We start from the raw sequence: 23,356 nt of genomic DNA, 5'->3' as shown, positions 1-23,356 counted from the left end.
GGGATGAACCGTGTTTCGGTGTCCCGACAATCCCCTTGACGTAGAGTTCCCCACGTGCGTGGGGATGAACCATGTATTGTCGACACGCCGATGTTCAAAGGTTAGAGTTCCCCACGTGCGTGGGGATGAACCAAAATGTGGGTATTGGGAGGGGGTTGCACAAGGGAGTTCCCCACGTGCGTGGGGATGAACCGTATGCTCCACTATCATATTTATCCCTTGTCACGAGTTCCCCACGTGCGTGGGGATGAACCATCACATCCAGAAGTCCTCGAGGCTATAGAGATGAGTTCCCCACGTGCGTGGGGATGAACCGACATCATTATAAACCAGAGGACGGGGAGAATGGAGTTCCCCACGTGCGTGGGGATGAACCTATCGCCGCGACGAGAATCCCCTCCAGGAGTGGGAGTTCCCCACGTGCGTGGGGATGAACCACTGTTGCGAATATGAAATGCGTCTCCACGAGGGAGTTCCCCACGTGCGTGGGGATGAACCTATATGGCGAAACCGTTCAAGGACGCCGCAGATGAGTTCCCCACGTGCGTGGGGATGAACCTTGTGGAACCGGTAAAATCCGGCTAAAGTTTGAGAGTTCCCCACGTGCGTGGGGATGAACCATTCTCAATATCTTTTCGAGGTACGGCGAACTAGAGTTCCCCACGTGCGTGGGGATGAACCTGTTCCGTCCCTTATGAAGCGCGCCGTGGCACCGAGTTCCCCACGTGCGTGGGGATGAACCTATTGAGGGGAAAGCGAAAATCGACTGCACTCCGAGTTCCCCACGTGCGTGGGGATGAACCTATATCTTGGATCGGTTTGCTATACTCTCCTTCGAGTTCCCCACGTGCGTGGGGATGAACCTGGTACTTGGCATGGCAATGACAGGGTACATGGGAGTTCCCCACGTGCGTGGGGATGAACCGTCTGGAGGCGGCCATGTCATCATCACCCGATGGAGTTCCCCACGTGCGTGGGGATGAACCTACCCTGTGTTACGTTCTCGAGGACTGTCATACGAGTTCCCCACGTGCGTGGGGATGAACCAGAAATTCATGTTAACCTCCGAAGGAATCTGTCGAGTTCCCCACGTGCGTGGGGATGAACCATCTGATTACAGTGATATAAGGTTCGCATCGGAGAGTTCCCCACGTGCGTGGGGATGAACCTGTGAGCGTAATAACCCTGACGGCATTGGGTTCGAGTTCCCCACGTGCGTGGGGATGAAACGAGAGCGGTGCAAACACAAACGCGACCGGCCCACGAGTTCCCCACGTGCGTGGGGATGAACCTTGAACCGTCACTCTCTTCGATATTCCACTCTCGAGTTCCCCACGTGCGTGGGGATGAACCTATGTAGTCGTTCGTTCCGTATCCCCATGTGTAGAGTTCCCCACGTGCGTGGGGATGAACCGCCGAGCCCGGTTAGATCGGGAGGAACTGCTCCGAGTTCCCCACGTGCGTGGGGATGAACCTTGTACAACACGACTATACCATCTGTGGAATTCGAGTTCCCCACGTGCGTGGGGATGAACCAACGAAACGGCAAACGTGCGTCATCGCTCGAGTGAGTTCCCCACGTGCGTGGGGATGAACCAACTATTCGGACCATTCGATCTCGACATTGCAGGAGTTCCCCACGTGCGTGGGGATGAACCGGAGCTTGGCATCCCGCTCACAGACGCAAACGGGAGTTCCCCACGTGCGTGGGGATGAACCATTAGAGAACGCGCTGAACCAGGTAGCGCTCTCGAGTTCCCCACGTGCGTGGGGATGAACCGATCCGGGCCGTGAAGGTCGGCAGGGAATACCGGAGTTCCCCACGTGCGTGGGGATGAACCCGTGTACCTCACGGCGGTGTGCCAGAGGTGGTCGAGTTCCCCACGTGCGTGGGGATGAACCGTGTGGGCATGAACGGGTTACAGGCCACCATTAGAGTTCCCCACGTGCGTGGGGATGAACCTTGTACAACACGACTATACCATCTGTGGAATTCGAGTTCCCCACGTGCGTGGGGATGAACCGGGAAATGACTGAATGGTATCTGGTGGAGAATAGAGTTCCCCACGTGCGTGGGGATGAACCGAGGTGCCCCTTCCGTGGGGTGGTGGCCCCTATGAGTTCCCCACGTGCGTGGGGATGAACCATCGTCAATTAGTGGATTGTCACTCATGTCACTGAGTTCCCCACGTGCGTGGGGATGAACCGGCTCGTTCTACTCACAGACAATGCGGGTGCACGAGTTCCCCACGTGCGTGGGGATGAACCGCGTGTGCAGGAGATGTGTGCACGGGAGAAGAAGAGTTCCCCACGTGCGTGGGGATGAACCGACTGAATGACCAATACACTAACACATTTAGGAGAGTTCCCCACGTGCGTGGGGATGAACCGTGTAAGTACTGCGGGAAGGAGATTGTCTGGATGAGTTCCCCACGTGCGTGGGGATGAACCGAGGCAGAATTAGAGGGGAAACGCCACTACATCGAGTTCCCCACGTGCGTGGGGATGAACCTTCTCCTTTTATATCTTCCTCGGTGAAGGGCTTGAGTTCCCCACGTGCGTGGGGATGAACCGAAAGAACTGGAGCAATGAGGAGAAGATATGTCGAGTTCCCCACGTGCGTGGGGATGAACCAAGAAATATTTAAATATGAAGAGGCGTATTTCCGAGTTCCCCACGTGCGTGGGGATGAACCAACACGATATTGCAATACGTAACCGATGCCCGCGAGTTCCCCACGTGCGTGGGGATGAACCTTGAGGACCCGGCTCGATTGGTCCCACACCCGAGGAGTTCCCCACGTGCGTGGGGATGAACCTTCCATGGAGTGTACATCATCGTGTTTGTACACGAGTTCCCCACGTGCGTGGGGATGAACCGTGTGCTCTTTCACCCATATATAGCGTATTATCGAGTTCCCCACGTGCGTGGGGATGAACCGGAATTCGCCCTGTGCCCGCGTGTCCGAACGACGAGTTCCCCACGTGCGTGGGGATGAACCGGTACCAGATTTCTGCCATGTTTTTCACCTCTTGAGTTCCCCACGTGCGTGGGGATGAACCAATCTTTTGAAATTACGATTTCTGGCGTTTCCACGAGTTCCCCACGTGCGTGGGGATGAACCAACGTCAAAACGACGGGTATCCGCCGCGCAACAGAGTTCCCCACGTGCGTGGGGATGAACCAAGAGTTTTTATCGAGCGGAGCGGAGCATACGCGAGTTCCCCACGTGCGTGGGGATGAACCGTGCGCCGAGAAACTCAGAGTAACTGAGAGGACGAGTTCCCCACGTGCGTGGGGATGAACCTATAAGGTGAGAACATGGCAACGAGATACAGGAGAGTTCCCCACGTGCGTGGGGATGAACCATACGGGCGCCTTCCCCCGGCGGATAACCGATTCGAGTTCCCCACGTGCGTGGGGATGAACCGTGATGATAGGTGTTGCGATGATTGCTTCGATTGAGTTCCCCACGTGCGTGGGGATGAACCGTAAGCATATCGCACAATGTGGAGATCACAAATGAGTTCCCCACGTGCGTGGGGATGAACCGTGTACCCCGCCTTTCTAAGTTCCAGGGCCTTCGAGTTCCCCACGTGCGTGGGGATGAACCAAACCGGCGAGTCGTCGAGGACCTCGTAATGTGGAGTTCCCCACGTGCGTGGGGATGAACCGTGTTATGAAGTGCTGGCAACGTACTATTCCTAGAGTTCCCCACGTGCGTGGGGATGAACCAGAAGAAACCGCGGTGGCGATGCCTGTGGCGCGGAGTTCCCCACGTGCGTGGGGATGAACCTACCAAATCATCGTTTTTTCCACGAATTCTCGTGAGTTCCCCACGTGCGTGGGGATGAACCTGATTGACGGGCATTTAAGGGCAGAACTCGCAAGAGTTCCCCACGTGCGTGGGGATGAACCCTCATGGTGCCATGGCAGCAGTTCCGCCAGGTCGAGTTCCCCACGTGCGTGGGGATGAACCTTAGGTATTCGGTGGAGAACCATGAGTGCAAACGGGTTCCCCACGTGCGTGGGGATGAACCGTGGGTGCGCCCCCTGCCACGATTCCCGGCCACGAGTTCCCCACGTGCGTGGGGATGAACCGGAGGTGCATACACCTCCACCGGCCACGCTATCGAGTTCCCCACGTGCGTGGGGATGAACCTACATGACCTGGTGCTGTATTTGGACAACATACGAGTTCCCCACGTGCGTGGGGAAGAACCTACTGTGGCCCTTCCTGCCGGGTAATATGGATTGAGTTCCCCACGTGCGTGGGGATGAACCAACGGATCCGTTTCCAGGCGGCGGGGAACAGGAGAGTTCCCCACGTGCGTGGGGATGAACCGTCGCCTCCTGACCGTCGCATCGGACCTCTGTGAGTTCCCCACGTGCGTGGGGATGAACCACAATGCCCCCGGCGGCCGCAACGATACCGTTTGAGTTCCCCACGTGCGTGGGGATGAACCGTACGTTACGGAAGAGGGGGGGTGGGTTCTCCCGAGTTCCCCACGTGCGTGGGGATGAACCGGGACATTGGACAGTACAGGTTGGTATCACCATGAGTTCCCCACGTGCGTGGGGATGAACCATTTTTTGGGGTATGTAAAGGAGACTTTACAAAGAGTTCCCCACGTGCGTGGGGATGAACCGACCGTTCACAACAAACTGGGTGGCACGTTTGGGAGTTCCCCACGTGCGTGGGGATGAACCATCATTGTGATGCTCGGTGCCTACGCCGGCTGGGAGTTCCCCACGTGCGTGGGGATGAACCGTTCTGCATGCTCGCAAAGCGTGTTACCGAATCGAGTTCCCCACGTGCGTGGGGATGAACCACGCTGGAGTTAAGGGAATTCAGGCGCGAGGATGAGTTCCCCACGTGCGTGGGGATGAACCGAGCCATTCTGGAGTCTCCCATTCTATACAGCTGAGTTCCCCACGTGCGTGGGGATGAACCACGCTGGAGTTAAGGGAATTCAGGCGCGAGGATGAGTTCCCCACGTGCGTGGGGATGAACCAATCTATTCCGGATTTTGTCTCTTTCCGCGCCGGAGTTCCCCACGTGCGTGGGGATGAACCTGTCGTCGTCTGCACGTTCCCAGAGGGATGTACGAGTTCCCCACGTGCGTGGGGATGAACCCAAATCATTCAATCCAACACCATTTTTAAATCTGAGTTCCCCACGTGCGTGGGGATGAACCTGTTGGTTTGCGCTTTAGTGCTTCCCTGTTCCCGAGTTCCCCACGTGCGTGGGGATGAACCAACTGAATAGACGATGGCAGAGTAAAGAGTGGAGAGTTCCCCACGTGCGTGGGGATGAACCGTCGGCAGGGAATACCGGATCACAGAATCGTCCGAGTTCCCCACGTGCGTGGGGATGAACCGGCCATCGCTCAGAACCGGAAACACGCCTACATTGAGTTCCCCACGTGCGTGGGGATGAACCGCCGTTCTCTCGCCCACTCCGCAGGAACAACAGGAGTTCCCCACGTGCGTGGGGATGAACCTTCTCCATTTATATCTTCCTCGGTGAAGGGCTTGAATTCCCCACGTGCGTGGGGATGAACCCACACCGCGTATATCGGTGCGCATGGCGTCCGGGAGTTCCCCACGTGCGTGGGGATGAACCGACTGTACGGTGTTATCTCCATTCTTGTACCACGAGTTCCCCACGTGCGTGGGGATGAACCGGAGCATGGCCCTCTCCCCCCTACCCTGACGGCGAGTTCCCCACGTGCGTGGGGATGAACCGATAGCCGCCCGACTCGCCGCCGGGAGGTTCTCGAGTTCCCCACGTGCGTGGGGATGAACCAACAGTCGCTCCCTCTCGCGCGAGGTTAGCCTTGAGTTCCCCACGTGCGTGGGGATGAACCTATTCTCTCGGTTGGTTAATCATGCACGAGTGTGAGTTCCCCACGTGCGTGGGGATGAACCGCACCATAGATGTCGCCAGGAATCTGGAACAAAAGAGTTCCCCACGTGCGTGGGGATGAACCGAGCTGCTGCGGATGGCCAGCGACCTTATCAAGGAGTTCCCCACGTGCGTGGGGATGAACCATGAGGATGCCCTGGCAGACTACACAAAACAGCGAGTTCCCCACGTGCGTGGGGATGAACCGATCGACCCTTCTTTCATCAGCTCGACGTCGTTGAGTTCCCCACGTGCGTGGGGATGAACCAATCCCGTTGTGCAGTGTCCCGCACATGGCAACGAGTTCCCCACGTGCGTGGGGATGAACCTACTCTCCAATCCTCTCTTGCGCATTCACTCTCCGGGACCCCCCGCGAACCCGGGGACCGCCCCCTCTCCCCGTGCACTGCTGGAAAAAGGGTGCACCATGAATATACCCCGGGTTTCGCGCCCGAGGGGGTATCGCACAAGGAAAACAGGAAAAAAGGATCAGGAGTTCTCCTCTTTCTGTTGCTTCATGAACTCGATGATGGTCTTGTCGATGTTCTCCATCACCTCCTTTATTTGGTCCTCCTCGATCTCGTCATAGTTGAGGTTCAAGCTCGACCAGCCGGACCAGAGCGTATACCCATAGGGATCCGTCTTCCATTTCCCGAATCCACGATACATCTCGTAGATCCCCTTCTCCGGGATTGCGCGGACAAGTGCCGTCTTGTCATATGAAGCCATGTACTTCCACATGCCAATCGAGCCTCGTCCACCGGGAATAAATAGATTTTGGGAGGCGTCCCGGCCCCTGTCCCGGGGGAACCACCCTCCCGCGTCCTTGCGGGACCCACGGATCGGAACTCCCGCCCCAATCATCCCCGGGGAAATTCCCCGGGGAATGCGCATGGAAACGAAGGTAATTCCCGGGAAAAATAGATTAAACCCGCGTTCCCCTGCGGGCACTCGTACCTCCGGGGTATCTAGGCCGCGGTCCCCCGCGAAAAGGGAAGTGTGATTCCCCGGCATGGGGCGTGCAAGGGGGACCTCGTTGGAAGCATCATGGGAGCATTCGGGTATATCACGGTGCATCGTATGCGCATGGGGGACACGGGCGGACCGGGGCGCCAGCCGGGCCATCGAAACCCGGCGCACCGCGTGCGCGGCGGCCACTCGATCACCCAGGCCCCCCTCACACCGGGGGAAGTCGGCGCACCGCGTGCACGGGGGCCACTCCGGCCGTCTCCGGGCTGTATATGCGAGGACCGACGATCCCGTGATACGCCGGGGAACAGGGACTCGGAAGATAGGCTCTCCTGGACTCTCCTGGAGTTTATCGCGTGAATGTGGGGGAACGGCGGGGAGACTTTGAGACCGCGACCTAGCGGGCGGCTCTTGCGGACAGGTGTTTTTCCGTGCGGAGACCCCCCGCCCGTCCCGGCCTGCAGATCCACCGTCCGTTCGTATAGCATGGAGAGGTTTACGGGTGGTTCACCCGTTTTGCCGGCACGGTTTCCAGGCGCCGGGCAGATACTATCCCGGGCACGCCGGAAAGGTTCGTGGCGCGGCGTGGAACCGGAAACGCGGGTCCCGTGGAACGAGCATCCAGGGTCGTCAGGCAACCGCGGGGATGCCGAACAGGGGGCCACCGCGACCTCGCCCCGGCGGACCGCACACGGGCTTGCGCGCAGCGGGGGACGCGATGGCAGGATCCCCGGTTCCCCCGGCGGACCGCGGGAACAGGCTTCCATCTCCCCGGCGCGACCCGGTCTACCGGCGGGCACAGCGGGATCGCCCGGCAGGCGGGAGGGCACACCGCTGACCGGCGCGGGTCCTCCCCGGGATTCCGCGGCCGTTGCGGGCCGTGAAATTCACCCACCATTTAATACCGGGGAGGGAGAATCACACATCGGTGCGCAATGGGCCCCGTGCTCCTACCCCCCGAGGAACAGAAGAGGATCATTCTCGACGCGGAAGAGAAGTTGGCATCCTTTTCGAAGAAAGTGGACGTGTTCGAGGAGGCTGTCGCCGGGCTTGAGGAGAAGATCGACGAACTATCGTCGCTGCAGGCGCGGCTCGAGCAGCTGGCAAGGGAGATGGGAGAATGCCGGGAGGCACTCCGCGGGCTCGAGGAGAGCCAGTCAAGGAAGGGCGCGGACGCGGCCGAGGTCCTCGGGCGGCTCGACGCGCTCTCCCGCGGGCTCTCCGGCCTTTCAGTGAAAGCAGATACCCTCCTCTCCATGCTCGGGCAGATGGGCGGGGAGATCCACCGGGACGTGGAAGCGGTCTCCTCCCTCGCACATCTCTCGGAAGATCTTAAGGCACTCCGTGGGGAGGCACAGGAGGTAGGGAAAAATATCGGGGAGAATATCAGGGAGATCTCCACCTCGCTGGGACACCTCCGGGAGAGGGGAGAGCGGCAGCATCAGGAGGTGTCCACGTTCCTCTCGCGCGTGGAGGGGCACATCGATTCGCTCCGCGAGAGGGTCGACGCGATCCCCGACACCGGCACGTTCTCTGAACAAATCCAGCGGCTCGCCGACCGCGAGGACGCGATCCTCTCTGCCACGAACCCCCTGCCTGGGGAACTCGCCGCGCTCCGAGGGGAGATGCGGGAGCTCTCGGGGAAGGTCGCGGGGCTCGACTCCCGGCTCTCGCTGGTCCGGGAAGTGGCGGCGCAGCAGGGGGAGATCTCCGCGCGGATCTCGCGCCTCGAGGACCGCCTCGCCAAGGGCCTGGGGGAGACCGCGCGGCTCTCGGAGATGGTGCAGAACCTCGCGTACGTCGTCATCGTGCTCTTCGTCATCGGGACACTCTCGGCGTTCTTCTTCGCGATCTTCCTCTGAGGGCGCGATTCTGGGCGGGCACCGCCGTGCAATCCCCCGTGGGGCGCTCGGTGCAAGGCAGGCCCTGCCGGGGATAAACGTGAGACCTCCCCCGGAACCGCACGGAGGGATGAGACCCTGAGGGGACGCAATAACAGGGCCGGCAGATCTCTCAAGGGCACCATGTTCTCGCCGTGCGACGGGGAAGGGCAGGACTGTCCCCCTCCTTCCCCGCTCCCCAACAATTCTGCAGCCGACTACCGCGGCAACGGGACGGCGTATGCCCCCGCCGCCCGCGTTTTTTCGCCAAACCCCCCTCCCTGTCGCACCGCGGCAACTCCCGGGCAAACCGGCGGGTCTCCCGCGCGGGGGCATGATGCACCTTTCCCCCGTTCGGGCGAAAACGAAGGGATCCCCCGACCGTCCTCCCCGCGGCTGGTCAGTTCCCCCGCGGGCGGCCGCCGAGTCCCCCCTCGAGCCCCGCGACGAGGGTTGCGAAGAGGTCACTCCTGTTTGCGGGTGTATCCCTCGTGATCCCCGGGAGTCCGGGGAGCAGACACCCCCTCCTCTCCCCCGCGCCGACCCCCGGGCCCGGGGACGGTGTCCCCGTCGCGTTCGTGACTTCCCCGCCATCCCCGGACGGGACCGGTTCTCGCGCCGCCACGTTGTCCTTCTTAGCGGGCGATCCCTCCTCCTCCCCGCTCCCCGTGCCTCCGGCCGGGTCGCCCCCGCGTCCCGCGTCGTTCTCCCGCGAGAGCGCGATCACCTCGTTCCCGTTCACGACCGCGACGACCCGCGTGCCGTTCCCCGCGACGGCGAGGGCGGTGACCGCGGCCCACGGGAACCGGTCGGGGACACACTGCCAGAGCGTCTCGTTCCCGCGGGAGAGGGCGACGATCCCGTCCCTCTCCGTCCCCGCGAGGATCGCGGCCCCGTCCGGCGTGACCGCGAGGGAGAGGACAGGGCTCCCCACGTCCCGCGAGAGGGTGACGTTGCCCCCCTTGTCGAGGACGCGCACGGTCCCGTCTGCCGACCCGGCGACGATCGCCTCGCCCGCGTCCGCGAACTCCGCGGCGGTCACGCGCGGGAGGGACCGTTTCCAGAGGAGCGTGCCCCCCGTCGAGAAGAGCGCGACCGTGTCCGTGCTCCCCTCGCCCTGGACGCAGAGGAGGGTCTTACCGTCGGCAGAGAACCGCGCGGCCCGGATCGGGCTCCCGTACGTCGCGGAGTGCACCTTGAGTGCCTTCTTCCTGTGGGACGAGAGGTCGACGAGGTACAGGGCGGGCGTCGCCTCGTGGAGCGCGTAGGCGAGGAACTTCCCGTCGGGGGAGAGGGCGACGCAGCTTGTGCTCCACGGCTTGAAGAGGTCGGCCTCGCGCCACGCGACACACCCCTCGCGGTCGTAGACCACGACCTCCCCCTGTGATGTCCCGACGGCGGTGCGCGAGAGGTCCGCCGCGGCCGCAAAGCCGCAGATGTACCCCGGGTGGGTGACCCAGAGGGGGGCGCCGCCCGTGGTAAAGCCCCGGAGCGTGCCCTTCATCTTCTCGCGGGACTCCGATTCCGCCGCGACCACCATCGTCCCCGCCCCGTCGAGGGCGACCGCGAGCGGTCCTGCGAACTGCTTCTCCCAGAGGACCGCGCCTGATCCGTCGAGGAGGACGAGCCGGCCCATCGTCGTCCCGACCGCGGTGTACGCGCCGTCGCCCGAGACCGCGAACCCCGAGATCTTCCCGCGGGGGGGAGAGAACGTCCACCCGGGCCCGGTCGCCGCGGCGGCAGGGAGGGAGAGAAAGAGGCAGGCGAGGCACAGGGCGGCGGCTCTCCGCGGGAACATCGCGGGAATTATCGCCGCCGGCGGGGAAAAACCGTGCGGAAACGATCCGCGGGAGGGCGGACCTCTTTCCTTTCATCGGATGTCTACGTCGTCTTCTCCAGGCAACGGGCGAGAAACCGGATGACAGGGGCCCTCTTCAGGTTCGGGTGGCAGTACTGGTTCTCGTAGTTCCGCAGGCACCCGTAGCAGCTCGCATCGCCCTCCTCGCCCCCGCACGCGCACCGCGAGAGGTTCCAAAGGGTCCTCTCGAGCACCTCGATGAGCCTGCCCTCGTTTGCGATCCTCTGGACGTGCCCCGCGCCGCCCGGCACCGCGTCGAAGAGGACGAGTGCCGTCCTCCTCCCCCTCTCGAAGTAGATGCAGCCGTCGATGTCGTTCCTCTCGATGTCGAGGCAGTCGGAGACGCCGTCGAGGATGCCGTAGAGGAGGGACTGCCAGAACCCGATCCCCTCCGCGTTCGGGACGGCGGGGTCGTAATTCTCAAAGACCAGCTTGACCATGTCCGTCAGGTACTCGTGGCCGAGGTCGAACGTCTCGAACACGCCGCCGCGACACTGCTCGCCAAACGGCGTCTTGTGCGTCTTTGGCACGTCCTTGTCGCCCGGCACCGTGTACCCGCAGAGGCTACAGATCTTGAAACCGGCCCGGTTCTTCCCGAAATTGAGGATCCCAAAGCGCCCGTTCTCCGCGTTCGTTGCGATCAGGCGGGTTCGGCCGTCGGGGAGGGGGAGGGGGATAGTGACCTTCTCCTCGCTCTCCCCCGTGTAGAAGACCCTCGTTGAGTACGTCCTCTCCGGTCTCTTCATCCCCACAGGGGACGAACCATCCCAGTCCGCGATGAAACCGAAAGCAGGCTTGATCAGCCTGCGTGGGAGATTGAGGGGGGTCTCGCACGCCTCGCAGACATCCGGGATGTCCTCCTCTTTAAACGACGTCTTGTACCAGCTGCAATTCTGGCAGATGACGTAGTACTTCTGCTCGAGATCCATTTCGAAACGGGTCAGCCTCTTCACGTACCGGGATTTCCACAGTTTCCCGTCCGCGACCACCTCGCCTCCGGGCGCGTACTCCGAGAGGGCGATCTTCATGTCGCGCGTGAGGTCGAGGTTGGCCCCTTCGCGGGAGTAGACCGCGAGCTCGACGACGTCCACGGGGAACCCGTACTTCGGCAGGACGTTGCGCGACGCGAGGTAGTCGATGACCCGCTTGCCAAGGAGCATGTTCTGGATGTTGAGGATGTGGTCGGTCTTCTTGCCCTTCTGGAAGAGGTCTCTCCTGGCCCTCCCGAGCGCCTCGATGTCACTGCGGATCTCCCTCGTCGCGAGGGAGAACGGCCCCCTCTCCGGGTCGAACATCTCCGCGGCGAACCGCCACTCCCCGTCCGCGTCGTCGAGGAGGTACGCGAGGCCCTCGGGGACCACCTCGCGGAACGCGGAGAGGAGCGCCGCCGGTTTTTTCCTGAGGAACTCCCGGAAGAGCTCGGGGCCAGTCGGACCCTCGCCGAAGAAGAACTCGTTCACCGTCCCGAAGAAACGCGTGTACTCCGGGGCCCTCCAGAACGCGGAGAGGGCCATTGCGAGCATGTGGCGCCGCACGATCTTCTCGTTCCTGATATCGAAGAACGGCGGGGATACCTTCCCCCGGACCATCTGTGCCGGATCCTGAAAGTAGTGGAAGTCGTGGGACTTGAGCTGGCAGAACGTGAGGCAGAACGCGGTCGAGTCCGTCCTCCTCCCGGCCCTCCCCGCCCTCTGGATGTAGTTTGCGGGCCGGGGGGGCATGTTGCGTAAGAAGACCGATTCTAACTCCCCGACGTCCACGCCAAGCTCGAACGTCGTCGAGCACGAGAGGACGTCCACCTCGCCGTTGATGAAGTCGGACTGGACCTTCGTCGCGTAGGACCGCGCGAGCTGGGCCGTGTGCTCCCTCGCGAGGAACCGTTTCGGCGTGGTCCCCGTGTAGAGCTGGAAGTAGTGGTTCTCCCCGAATACCTCCGAGGGGTTTATCTTTTGGAGGGCCCCCGGGCACCGGAACGTCGGGCAGACCCCGCGGAGGTTGTGGGGGGTGACCTTGTGGCACGTGTCGCACCTGTACCACACCGTCTCACTGTCGAGGAGGGGGGAGCGAGCAACCCACGGGGAGAGAGAGAGCTGGTACGCGATCCCCTCGGTCCCGAGGTTCTGGTCCGTAAAGAACCTCTCGAAATGCGATCCGGGACTTCCCGGCGAAAGGACGTGTGTCCAGAGTTTTTCGAGGATGTCCCGCGCGCTCCCCGCCCCCGATTCGGGGAGGGTAACCCCGAGCCGCGCGGCGAGGCGGGTGATGAAGTCAAGCCTCTGGTTCGTTTTCTGGCCCTGAGGCACCCACGTGGAAATCTGTGTCCGCGTCCCCCGTGTTTTGAGCCGGACATAGGCGGGTGCCCCGCTTGGTCCGAGGATGTCGCGGTCCCCGCGCACCGTCTCAGGCAAGTGGAAGGCTCTCTTCTTCTTGAGCGTGGTGAGGAGGATGGCAAGAAGGGTCCAGATCTCGTCGTCAGAGAGGTTCCATGGGCTCTCCTTGAGCGGGATTCTGAACATGCCGATACCGGGTGGTCTCACTGGCATGAAGTCGAGGAGACCAAGCTGCGCAAGGCTGATGCGGTCCTCGAACGAGAAGAACTCGTCGAGCAGCCACTTCCACGCGATGTTCTCGATCTCCTGGTTGGAACGGTCGTGATCGCAGAGGGAGAGGGTTTTTATCTCGAGCACGAGCGACAATACGAAATCATTCAAAGACCACTGGTTCGCAATGATGCTCTTTTGGTATTTCTTGAGAATCTGGAGGAGGAGGGCCCTCTTTTGAATCTGGTGGTACGTCCTCATGAGGTATGGCGCGAAGAAGGCAGCGTCCTGCCGGCTGTCCGAGAAGACGAGCAGTTTCCTCGCTCTCCTCGCCGTGCGCGGTTCATCTGCCCCCTCCGCTGTCACAACACCCCACTCGGGGTCGGCCACGCGCGGCTCCTTCTTCACCCTGATCTCGCGGAGGGGGATGTGCGCGAAGAGTTCGGTCACGAGGACCGATCCCATGGCGTCGCTCCCGGTGACGACCCTCCGGACGATCGGGCGGGCCGAATTGGTCTTTCCGCACGCAAGGCAGGTGTGCACACCCCTCTCCCTCGCGTTCACCTTGGTGAGATGGATGGCGTGCGACTGGATGCACGGGCAGGAGTCCTTGAGGATCTTCGCGTTCTTGATCTTGCCGCACCTCGCGCAGAGGATCCACTCTTCGCCGGTGCTCAGGCGAGCCGCGGCGAGGGCCTCTTCGTCCTCGTCCTCCCCTCCGAGCGTGGTCGCGGGGGAGAGCAGATAGTACTCGGCGGGGGCATAGTCATAGAATATCGGGTGGGGGTGCGTGAGGACATCGTTGCTCCTGTTCCCGACGAGATACACGGCACCGCAATTCTCACAGACGGCCATCTCGAATGCGCGGAACGTCCCTGCCGGTGTCTTCACGTCCTGGACAGGCTCGATCTGGACGATGGGGTCCGGCGTGAACGCGATGAACGATCCCTCGATCGCCCTCACGAAGAAGTGGTACCGTGCTGGGATCAGCGGGTTTTCCGTGCCCGACTCCCTCGCACGGACCGCGAGGGAGAGGAGGGATCTCGTGAGTTCGTTTTGGCGCGGATCACCGGGGAAGAGGTGCGCCGCGACGTCCTCGAGGGCGGGGGTATCATTTGTACGCAGGAATTCCCGGAGCGTGACGATAGTCGACTCGTGCGTGAGCACGTGGGAGAGGAAGGCGCGGAACGAACCCCCCGACGACTTTGCCCATTCTCCGAGGAGACCGGGGGGGATCCCGTCCTGTTCGAGAACCCTCCGTGCCGTGGCAATGTCCGGTTCCGTGCCCGACTCGATCTCCCTCGCCCACTCCAGGATCCGTTCCGGCCGGAGCGAGATTGTCACCGCCGGGACAGGGGGATCGACTCTCTCCCCGAGGATGATGTCCTCGGGTTCGAACGGCTCGCCGAAGAGGTCACGGGCAAACCGGACGATCCCCGGGAAGTCGGATGCCCCACGGGCGAGCGTCGCGCTCGTCCCGATACACTGGAGCCTCCGCCCGTCCCGCAGGACCCTGTTCTTCAGCCTCCGCAGGAGCATCGCGATCTCGATCCCTTTCGCACCTGTGTAGGTATGGGCCTCATCCAGAACGATGAATGCCCACTTCCCCGCGTGCTCCCCCTCAAAGAGGTCCATGTCACTTGGCCTCAACAGGAGGTACTCGAGCATCGCGTAGTTCGTGAGGAGGATGTGGGGGGGAGTCCTCCTCATCCGCTCCCGGGAGATGAGCTCGTGAGGGAGGGGGTGGGACCCGTGCTCGTGAATGTAATTCTCCCTCGCTTGTTCCTCCTCTTCCGGGGTATCCCCGGTATACTGCCCGAAGGTGATGTGCGGGTATCCCGCGAGGAGCTCCCGCAACCTCTGCACCTGGTCGTTGACGAGGGCATTCATGGGGTAGAGGAGGAGGGCCCGGACTCCGGGGCCAAGGGTCCCGTTCTCTCTCTCCCTCATGAGCGCATTGAGGATGGGGATGAGGAATGTCTCGGTCTTTCCGCTCCCTGTCCCCGTCGCGACGATGGCGTTCCTCTTCCCGGTGACGAGGCGGCGGATCGCCCTCTCCTGGTGGGCGTAGAGCGTGCGGGGGAGTTTCTCAAGGCCGAGAACTTCGAACTCACGGCTGAGGACACCCTCCGCGATGAGGGATGTCAATGAAGCCCCCTTCGTAAATGGAGGGGTAACCTCGAGGAGCGGCCCCTTCACGAATCTTGCCTTAGAAAGGGCATCTTCAAACTGCTCCCGTATTTTTTTCTCCCTGATGAAGAACGTGCTCTTCATGTACGAGATGTACCGGCGGGAAAGGTCAGAGGATGTTGTGAACGGGTCGAGTGACATTATCCACCATCCGTGTGCGGGATTGGATCTCTCATGGGTCCCTTCATAGGAACTCGTCGAGAATCGGGGTCTCCACTTCCATGGCAACGCGGAGCACGAGGGTGAGGTACGCGCGGCACACCCTCGCCCACGCGCCGTCCTCCGCGACGACCTCCCTGTCCTCCCACACGGGGAGGCTGAGGAATTGCCTCGCCGCGGTCCTCGTCGGCCGGAACTGCCGCTCCCTCGCGGAGTGGACGGGGCCGTAGTGCGCGTAGGGGGCCGCGGCGTGGGCGAGGAGGTGGGAGATCGCGTACTCCCTTACCGCCCGGGGGACTGCCTTTTTCTGGAGCACGTCGGCGAGGTGGAGCTCCACCTTGCCGTCTGAGAATCGGCAGAACCCGAGGGGCGCGGGGGGCAAACCCTCTTTGTCCCACCGGAACTCGACCGGGGAGACCAACGCGGCACCGGGAAGTCTCGCAATGTCAGGGGATTCCTTCGCGAGGTCATCGAGGATCTCCTTCATGGGGATCACCCTCTCCTCGTGGATGCTGGCCTTGACGAATTCCTCGCACTTCCCGGGATCGATCCCGGGGGGAGTGCGCTCATCCAACGTCCTATACAGCCCGCAGAGGGCAATGTCGTGGAGGAGTTCCGCGTCGCGGGGGTAGAACTCTTTTAAGAAGGGGTATTTCTCGTAGAACCGCGATGCGTCAGGAGGGGAACACCCGTCTTCCCTGGCGAGGGCCCACGGGGAGATGGCACTCCTGTCTTTGAACTGGACGAAGATTTCTTCCTCGCTGGCGAAAGCTCTCGATTTCTTCTTGGAGGGGAAAGCGGCGATGAATTCTTTGAGCGTGTCCTCGTCAGGGAGGGGGTCGGGGCAATCGTAAAAGTAGTTCCTCACGAGATCCCCGTACTTTCTCTCCCTAAAGATTTCTGGGCCGTTGTGTGCAATGGAAGAAAAGAGTCTCGAGAATCCCCTCTTTTGGTGGGGGAGGACGGCGATGTAGACACCGTCGATGCCTGCCTCGTCGTCCTCTCTGCCCTCCCCGTAGTTCCCGTCAGAACGAGCGGAATCGGGCTGCAGGTAGTACCAGCCTATCGGGATGTAGCTGAACCTGAACGGGAGGAGGGACGAGACCCTCCCTGCGAGGGATTGTACTGCCGTCCGGAACACTTTGAGGACCTCGCGCGGGACGAGGCTGAATGGCGGTTCCTCCCTCCTCTCCTCCTCTATCACCTGCTCGGGGTCTATCAGGTCGTATCCCTCGGGGAGACGGTCCACGAACCGGACGACGTGGCAGACCGCGTTACCCCCGGCCCGGGGTCCCCGCATTGCCCTCCCTATCATCTGGCGGACGAGGGAGTCCGAGCTCGTCGGGCGTGCGAGGAAGACCGTCCTCGTGAGGGGGGCATCGAACCCCTCGGTGCACATCTCCACGTTGATGAGGATGTCAATGGAGTCGTGGGAGTTCTTAGACCACGGGGTGCGGAATTTCTCGATGATGCGCGCTCTCTCGCTCTCCGGGACGGTGCTGTCGATGTAAGCGACGCGGATGACATTGTGGTAGCCGTTCTCCCGGAGCATCCGGGTGAACACCTCGTAGAGTCTCCTGTTCCCCTCGATCGTGGGCGTGAAGATGAGCGTCTTCCCGTACCTCTCGATATCGATATCCTTCTTCTCCCTGTAGTTCCTGAGGTACTCCTCGCAGATCAGCCTGTTCCTCGCCTCGTTCTCGGAGAGGGACTGGAGTGCCGCGCTCGAGAGCTCGTGGAACCTGTCGAGGAGCTGCTCATCCCCGGGGACCTCGGGCTCGATCTCCGTGTGGCGGTCGTGGAATTGCGGTTTAGCGAGGATATTCTTCTCGATGAGGGTCTCCTGCCGCACGCGCGCGATCACCTTCATCTTCCCCGACTTCTGGTCGTACGCGTCGAACAACTTCCACAGGCCGACCGACTCGTCCTTTGCCATCCGGTAGGGCGTCGCGCTCATCCCGAGGAAGAACACCTTCTCCATCTGCCTGAGGTTCTCGAGGATCTTCCTGTACGTGGGCGCGTACGCGTGCTGGACCTCGTCCACGACCACGAACACGCCCTTCTCCGCCGTCTTCACGAAGGATGCGATGTCGTTCATGTACCGCGCCGAGGAGAACGGTGAGGCGAACACGACGTCGCAGGAGTCCTTCGCGACCTCCCTCCACCCGGTCCCCCCAACATTACGCGAGAGGACGAGGGCACACCGGATCGATCTCTTCCCCTTCAGGGCAGGGTACTTCTGGAGGACGGCGCGGAAGGTCTCTGCCGCCTGTTTGAGGAGGATGCCCATGTGCGCGAACCATATCACCTTGTAGCCCTTGTCGATTCTCTCCTCGAGGAGCCACTTCGCGGCGATGACCGTCTTGCCCCCTCCGGTCGGCACCCAGAGAATCCCGTACCTTGACTTTTTGAAGTAATTGTCCATCTCCTTCCAGACTTCCACCTGGTGCTCGTACGGCTCGAAACCGGAGGGGTTCGTCGCCTGTTCAAACGTCGCAAAGCCATTCTTCCACCGGACAAACGAGTAATCACACAGCCCCTCCATGGACCACCTCCGACGTCACTTTGGTTCCCGCTGGTCAGATTCTCCGGCGCACTCCCTCGCTCCCGCGGGTGCCGACGTCCGGACTGTACCGCACCCCCCGAGTTCACGGGCCCTCGCGAGGAGTCTCCCGATCTCCTTTTGATCCCTTTCACTTACCTTTCCCTTCACCCGTTCCGCAAAGAGCCTGAGTATCACCGCCTTCGCGTACGCGGTCTCTGGAATCGTCTCCCCGGGGTCAAGGTAATCGAGGTACCGGGAGATGTGTGCTGCCTCGAGGATCCTCCCCATCCCCGCGAGCGCGATGCCGTACTCGGCGAGAGCCGGGATATCGTGGGGGTTCCTGCCGAGGAGTTCCCCGAGAATCTCCTCTGCCTTGCGGAACGGGGTGCAATCACCGTCCCCGAGGATGCCGAGCCTGTTGTGCAGGTGCGCCTTGAGGACGCGGGCCGAGCCATCGGCCCCCGTCGCGAGTGCATCTGCGAGGACCCCGATCGCCTCCGTGAGTCTCCCCTTCACCTCCTCTTGAGTCGGTGCACCGTCGGCGAGGGAGGAGAGGCAGCGCGCGCGCAGGACGAGGGCATCTGCATACCGCGGGTGATCACGGCAGACATTCTTGAGCCATTTCAAGGATGCAAGAATATCCCCGCGCCTATAATACCACTCTGCGATCGCGAGGGGATCCGACCCGACGCGGATCTTCTGGGGAAACTGCAGTGCGCGCGTGAGAGCCCACTCCCCCTCCCCCGAATCCCCGCGGGCAAATCCCATCGTGTACTCGATCTGGGTGTCGGCGAAGGGAAACGTGAAACTGGCCGAGTACTCCTTCCACTGGGTCCCCGAAGGCTCGACGCGTACCCCCTCGCTCAGTTCTTCCCCGGAGGGTATCCCTAACTCATTCCGGGTGAGGACGAACGTTGCCTCCCCTGACCTCCCCCGCTCCCTCCACGAGACAGTGACGGTCACCCTACCCTCGCGGAATTCCACAGAGGAGTCCGTGTACTCCACTGTCCAGTCAACGAGGGACAGGATGTCGACCTGGGTCCGGACACCGTCGTTTATGCCCTCGTGCGCGAGGGTGACAGGGAGCGTGCCGTTTCGGTGCGCGAGGATGACTTCCCTGAACACCTCGAGGGGGAAATGGAGGTTCCCCTCGTCGTCGACGGTGTTCCGGCGCGATTCCTGCTCACCGACCGAGAGTATCCAGTTGCCCAAAAGCTCCCTTGGTCGCTCGACGATGACTTCTGCGGTCCCGAGGGCATCCTCAAGCGTCTCCCTCATGAGTGTTACACCTCCTCCGAGGGGAATGGGTTCGTGACCCCCGGAGAGACCCGCGAGGGTGCAGCGCACGATGGGTAGCTTGATGCGGACAGTGAGGCTTGTGGGAGACCCCCGTTGCGCGTCCCGGTACACGAGTCGGAACGCCACCGTCGACGCGGCGGGATTGGGATCCGTCGGGGCAGGGAGGCGGAAGAGTCCCTCCCTCACCACCTCGCAGGGGGAGAGCGGCTCGACGATGTCCGGTCCCTCCACCTCCACCTCGAGCGAGCGATTCTCCCCGCCGGGCAGGAACACCGGGGGGTGGAAGAAGACCCGAAGGCCCGGGGCGATGCCGAACCGGAGGGGAGCCTCCCACGCGGAGAACCGGGCGATGTAAAGGCCCGCGGCAGACGTCCCGAGGAGGTCACCGTGGGAGAGATCGATGACGAGGGCATTGATCCGGTCGTCCATGCGGGCGTATTCCCCCGCGGTGCCCGTGGAGAACGACGCGAGAGGTTCTTCGACCCCCGTCCCATACTCCCGGAATATCTCGATCGTCCCCGCCGCTTCATCGGGATAGGGGGCCATGGGGACGATGAGGCGGGGGACATCGGTGTACCACGGGAGTGGGGGATCGAATATGGCGTACTCCACCAATGTCCCGGCGAGGGACGGGGACCGCCCTGCTGACTTGAAGGGTATCCGGCACATCCCGCCATTCGCGAAAGAGAGGTAATACTCGCAGTGCGGGAGGGGTTGGATGAGGGAAAACTGAAAGTCTCTCCAGAGACCTGCGACTCTTCCCCTCTCGAGGAGACCTTCCGCGTACAGAACAGGGTACGGGGAGACAATCCATGTCTCCTTCCTTGGGATCTCGGAATCGGTGACGAGGGTGCGCCGGCGTGCCCTGAAGGCGAGGAACGGTCTCTTTTCCGTCATGCCGGGAATCTCCCACGCGCGCAGGACACCGCATGCATGCTCAAGCTGCACGGAGAGAGTCCCTTCCCACGGGGGGATCTCCACCTCCCGCATCCCTGTCACAACCCCGCCACCTGCCGCGTACAGGTCGAGTGTAAAGCTCTCCGCGTGGACATGAGAGCCGGAGAGGAGAGTCACGCGGACCTCCCCATTGTCCGGGTGTGAAGTGAAGAATTGCGGGGGGATTACCAGGCGGACCTCCCTCCCCGCGGTGAATGTGACGCGCGGCCTGCGTAACGCGTCGCGTGGGTCCCCGTGATCCCCGCGGCGCGCAGGGATGATCCCCGTCGTGAAAGAGAAGACGGCGAGGTAGTGGGCTACCCCGAAGGGATCCGCGAGACGGTACGCGAACCGCACGATCTCCCGAGACTGCTCGACGAGGCAGAGCGTGGCGAGGAACTCATCCTTCCCGCCCGCGTCAGACGCACCGAGGGCACCGGCGATGATCTCGTAGAAGGCGATACGTTCTGCAGTGTCCGGGACTCCCCGCGAGAGGATCTCGATGAAGGCCTCCTGTACGTCCTTCCCGTTCTCGCCCCTGAAGTGGGGGACTATGGAATTTGCAAGTTCCCTCCCTGCCTCCCCGCAAAGGAGGTCACGCCCGTGTTCCGCGAGGGCGCGAGGGAAGAGTTCAAAGAATGCGTTGAGATTCCTTTTCTCAAGGAGTGAGAACAGCGCTGCGATCTCCGGGGCCTCCCTCCCGAGGACCAAAAGGATCACCCGTCACGCCGGAAAAAGTGGCCGGTACCCCACTCTTCCCCTGAAAGTGGGGCACGGATAGGATATTTTTGAGTATTCCACCTCATCGAACGACCAAAGGCATTCCGATTCGCCTGCTCATAGTCGGTAGGACCGGATTCTTATAAAAATTACCCAAATATTTAACACCGGGAGAGGAAACCCGCACCGGTACGGATTTTCCCTTTCGGTTTCTCTCTAGGAGGAAGACTGCAACATTCTCCCCAATCCACCCCCCTCACACGATCTCGAGCGCGACGAGCTCCTGGAGCTCCTCTTCCTCCTCATCCTCCTCTTCTCCCCTCTCCCTCCCGCGTGGAGGGCCCTCCTTCCGCCCGAGGAGCCGCGAGATCAGGGACGTGAGGCACACGGGTCGCCACTCCTATGGTTGCGTATTATCGTGCGGGGATTTAAGGGTGCCCGCCGGCGGAAACGAACCTTTTTCCCGTCCCGCGGGCGATCCACGATTGTGAGAGCGGCAGGGGAGGGACGGGAGTGGACGCAGGCGAAGGCGCCGGCACGGGGAGCGGCGTGAAGGGGGAGGGCGCGGGGCTGCCGAGGGGGCTCCGGAGGAAGTACCGCGCCCTCTGCGAGAAGATCCGGGAGAGGGGCGCGATGCTCGTCTCCTACTCGGGGGGAGTGGACAGCGCCTTCCTCGCGGCGGTCGCGACGGAGGTCCTCGGGAAGAACGCGCGGTGCGTCTTCATCGAGAGCCCCCTCGTCCCCCGGCACGCGGGGGAAACCGCCCTCCGCCTCGCCCGGGAGCTCTCCCTTTCGCTCGAGGTCGTCACGAAGAGCGGGATCCCCCCCGCGATCGCGTCCAACCCGCCGGACAGGTGCTACCTCTGCAGGAGGGAGGACGCCCGGATCCTCCTTGACCGGGCGAGGGAGCTCGGGATCCCGACGGTCGCCGACGGCGTCACGGTCTCGGACCTCTCCGCGCGCCGGCCGGGGATCCGGGCCGCGGACGAGGCGGGGATCGTCCACCCGCTCGCCGAGGCGGGGCTCGCGAAGGAGGACGTGAGGGCTCTCGCGCGGGAGAGGGGCTACTCCTTCTGGGACATGCCCTCCGACTCCTGCCTCGCGACGCGCATCCCCTACGGCGAGGAGATCACCGAGGAGAGGCTCCGGACCATCGAGGCGGCCGAGGAGATCCTCCGGGGCGAGGGGTTCTCCCCCGTCCGCGTGAGGCTGCACGGGCCCCTCGCGCGGATAGAGGTGGGGGAGGGGGAGATCCCGCGGCTCGCCGCCCGGGCGGGGGAGGTCGCGGCGAGGCTCCGGGACCTCGGGATCCCGTACGTCACGCTCGACCTTGCGGGCTTCCGGTCGGGGAGCATGGACGAGGTCCTCGGCGGGGAGGGAGAGAGGAAGGCGGGAAGGCAGAAGAGGGCGCGCCGCGGCACGTGAGGGGAATCAGCCGACCGCGAGCATCCGCTCGATCGCCCGCCGCGCGCGGGACGCGACGTCCGGCGGGACCGTGACCCGCGGCTCCATCCGGGCGAGGGCGTCGCGGACGTGCCGGAGCGTGATCTTCTTCATGTTCTCGCAGACGGCGGTGCGGGAGAGGGGGATGCACCGGGCGCCCGGGCACCGCCTCTCCACCTGGTGGATGATCCCCGTCTCCGTCCCGATGATGTACTCGCCCTGCCCTTTCGCGCAGACGTGCCGGATGATCCCGGACGTCGAGAGGACGTGGTCGGAGAGGTCGATCACCTCGGGCCTGCACTCCGGGTGGACGAGGACCTCTGCGTGCGGGTGGAGGGCCTTCTCCCGCAGGACGTCGGCCGCGGTGTACTGCTCGTGGACGATGCAGTACCCGTCCCAGGGGATGATCTCCTTGTCCGTGTGCCGGGCGACCCAGGCCGCGAGGTTCCTGTCGGGGACGAAGATGACCCTCTCGTGCGGGAGGGACCGGACGACGCGGACGGCGTTCGCCGAGGTGCAGCAGATGTCGCTTGCCGCCTTCACCTCCGCCGTCGTGTTCACGTAGGCGACGACCGCCGCCCCCGGGTACCGCGCGGCGAACCGGGAGAGAGCGTCCGCGGTGACCATCGCGGCCATCGGGCAGCAGGCGTCGCGGACGGGGTGGAGGACGGTCTTTCCCGGCGAGAGGATGGCCGCGGTCTCTGCCATGAAGTCGACGCCGCAGAAGACGATCGCCTCGCAGTCCATCGAGACCGCGGCCCGCGCGAGCTCGAGCGAGTCCCCGACGAGGTCGGCGATGTCCTGGACCTCGGGGACCTGGTAGTTGTGCGCGAGGATGACGGCGCCGCGTTCCTCCTTGAGTGCCGAGATCTCGTCCCGTATCGAGCGGTCGGCGGTCATGGGGCGTCC

General features: G+C 62.8%; 9 protein-coding genes and 1 CRISPR repeat array (1 of these 10 cut by a window edge). Of the genes, 2 read left to right on the top strand and 7 right to left on the bottom strand.

All coding sequences use genetic code 11. The annotated features are described in order from the left end of the window. Positions 1-6,237: a CRISPR direct-repeat array (repeat unit 28 nt; unit sequence GAGTTCCCCACGTGCGTGGGGATGAACC); it reaches 751 nt to the left of the window's first position. A gap of 160 nt (positions 6,238-6,397) precedes the next feature. Further along, on the bottom strand, positions 6,398-6,637 hold the full coding sequence (locus QFX32_05930; GenBank protein MDI9633579.1) for a hypothetical protein: 240 nt from the start codon (positions 6,635-6,637) through the stop codon (positions 6,398-6,400). A gap of 1,175 nt (positions 6,638-7,812) precedes the next feature. Between QFX32_05930 and QFX32_05925 the strand changes: the two genes are divergently transcribed. Then, the gene (locus tag QFX32_05925) at positions 7,813-8,739 is read left to right on the top strand and encodes a hypothetical protein (protein MDI9633578.1); all 927 of its coding nucleotides are present in this window, start codon (positions 7,813-7,815) and stop codon (positions 8,737-8,739) included. 418 nt (positions 8,740-9,157) lie between these two features. Here the strand turns inward: QFX32_05925 and QFX32_05920 are convergent, their stop codons facing one another. The 5 genes from QFX32_05920 to QFX32_05900 form a co-directional block, all read right to left on the bottom strand. Further along, positions 9,158-10,555, bottom strand: coding sequence for a WD40 repeat domain-containing protein (locus QFX32_05920; protein MDI9633577.1), 1,398 nt, complete (start codon positions 10,553-10,555; stop codon positions 9,158-9,160). Between the two features lie 83 nt (positions 10,556-10,638). Continuing rightward, positions 10,639-15,486 (bottom strand): DEAD/DEAH box helicase, encoded by a 4,848-nt coding sequence (locus tag QFX32_05915; protein ID MDI9633576.1) that lies wholly within the window; start codon positions 15,484-15,486, stop codon positions 10,639-10,641. A gap of 43 nt (positions 15,487-15,529) precedes the next feature. Continuing rightward, positions 15,530-18,049: a DEAD/DEAH box helicase family protein gene (locus tag QFX32_05910; protein MDI9633575.1), complete on the bottom strand. Its 2,520-nt coding sequence runs from the start codon at positions 18,047-18,049 to the stop codon at positions 15,530-15,532. Positions 18,050-18,064: 15 nt separating this feature from the next. Next, positions 18,065-21,004 (bottom strand): hypothetical protein, encoded by a 2,940-nt coding sequence (locus QFX32_05905; GenBank protein MDI9633574.1) that lies wholly within the window; start codon positions 21,002-21,004, stop codon positions 18,065-18,067. Between the two features lie 256 nt (positions 21,005-21,260). Further along, complete coding sequence (locus QFX32_05900; protein MDI9633573.1) at positions 21,261-21,392, bottom strand: hypothetical protein; 132 nt, start codon at positions 21,390-21,392, stop codon at positions 21,261-21,263. Between the two features lie 125 nt (positions 21,393-21,517). Here QFX32_05900 and larE point away from each other — a divergent pair, with 125 nt between their 5' ends. Then, positions 21,518-22,429 carry an ATP-dependent sacrificial sulfur transferase LarE gene (gene larE / locus QFX32_05895; protein ID MDI9633572.1) on the top strand — a complete coding sequence of 304 codons (912 nt, stop codon included), beginning with the start codon at positions 21,518-21,520 and terminating at the stop codon, positions 22,427-22,429. 6 nt (positions 22,430-22,435) lie between these two features. On the opposite strand, the gene nadA is transcribed toward larE, so the two are convergent. Continuing rightward, positions 22,436-23,347 (bottom strand): quinolinate synthase NadA, encoded by a 912-nt coding sequence (nadA, locus tag QFX32_05890; GenBank protein MDI9633571.1) that lies wholly within the window; start codon positions 23,345-23,347, stop codon positions 22,436-22,438. Between the last annotated feature and the right edge of the window lie 9 nt (positions 23,348-23,356).

Source organism: Methanolinea sp. (assembly GCA_030055515.1).
Lineage (GTDB): Archaea > Halobacteriota > Methanomicrobia > Methanomicrobiales > Methanospirillaceae > Methanolinea_A.
Note: the sequence above shows the minus strand (reverse complement) of the source record. Positions and strands in the feature narration are given on the sequence as shown.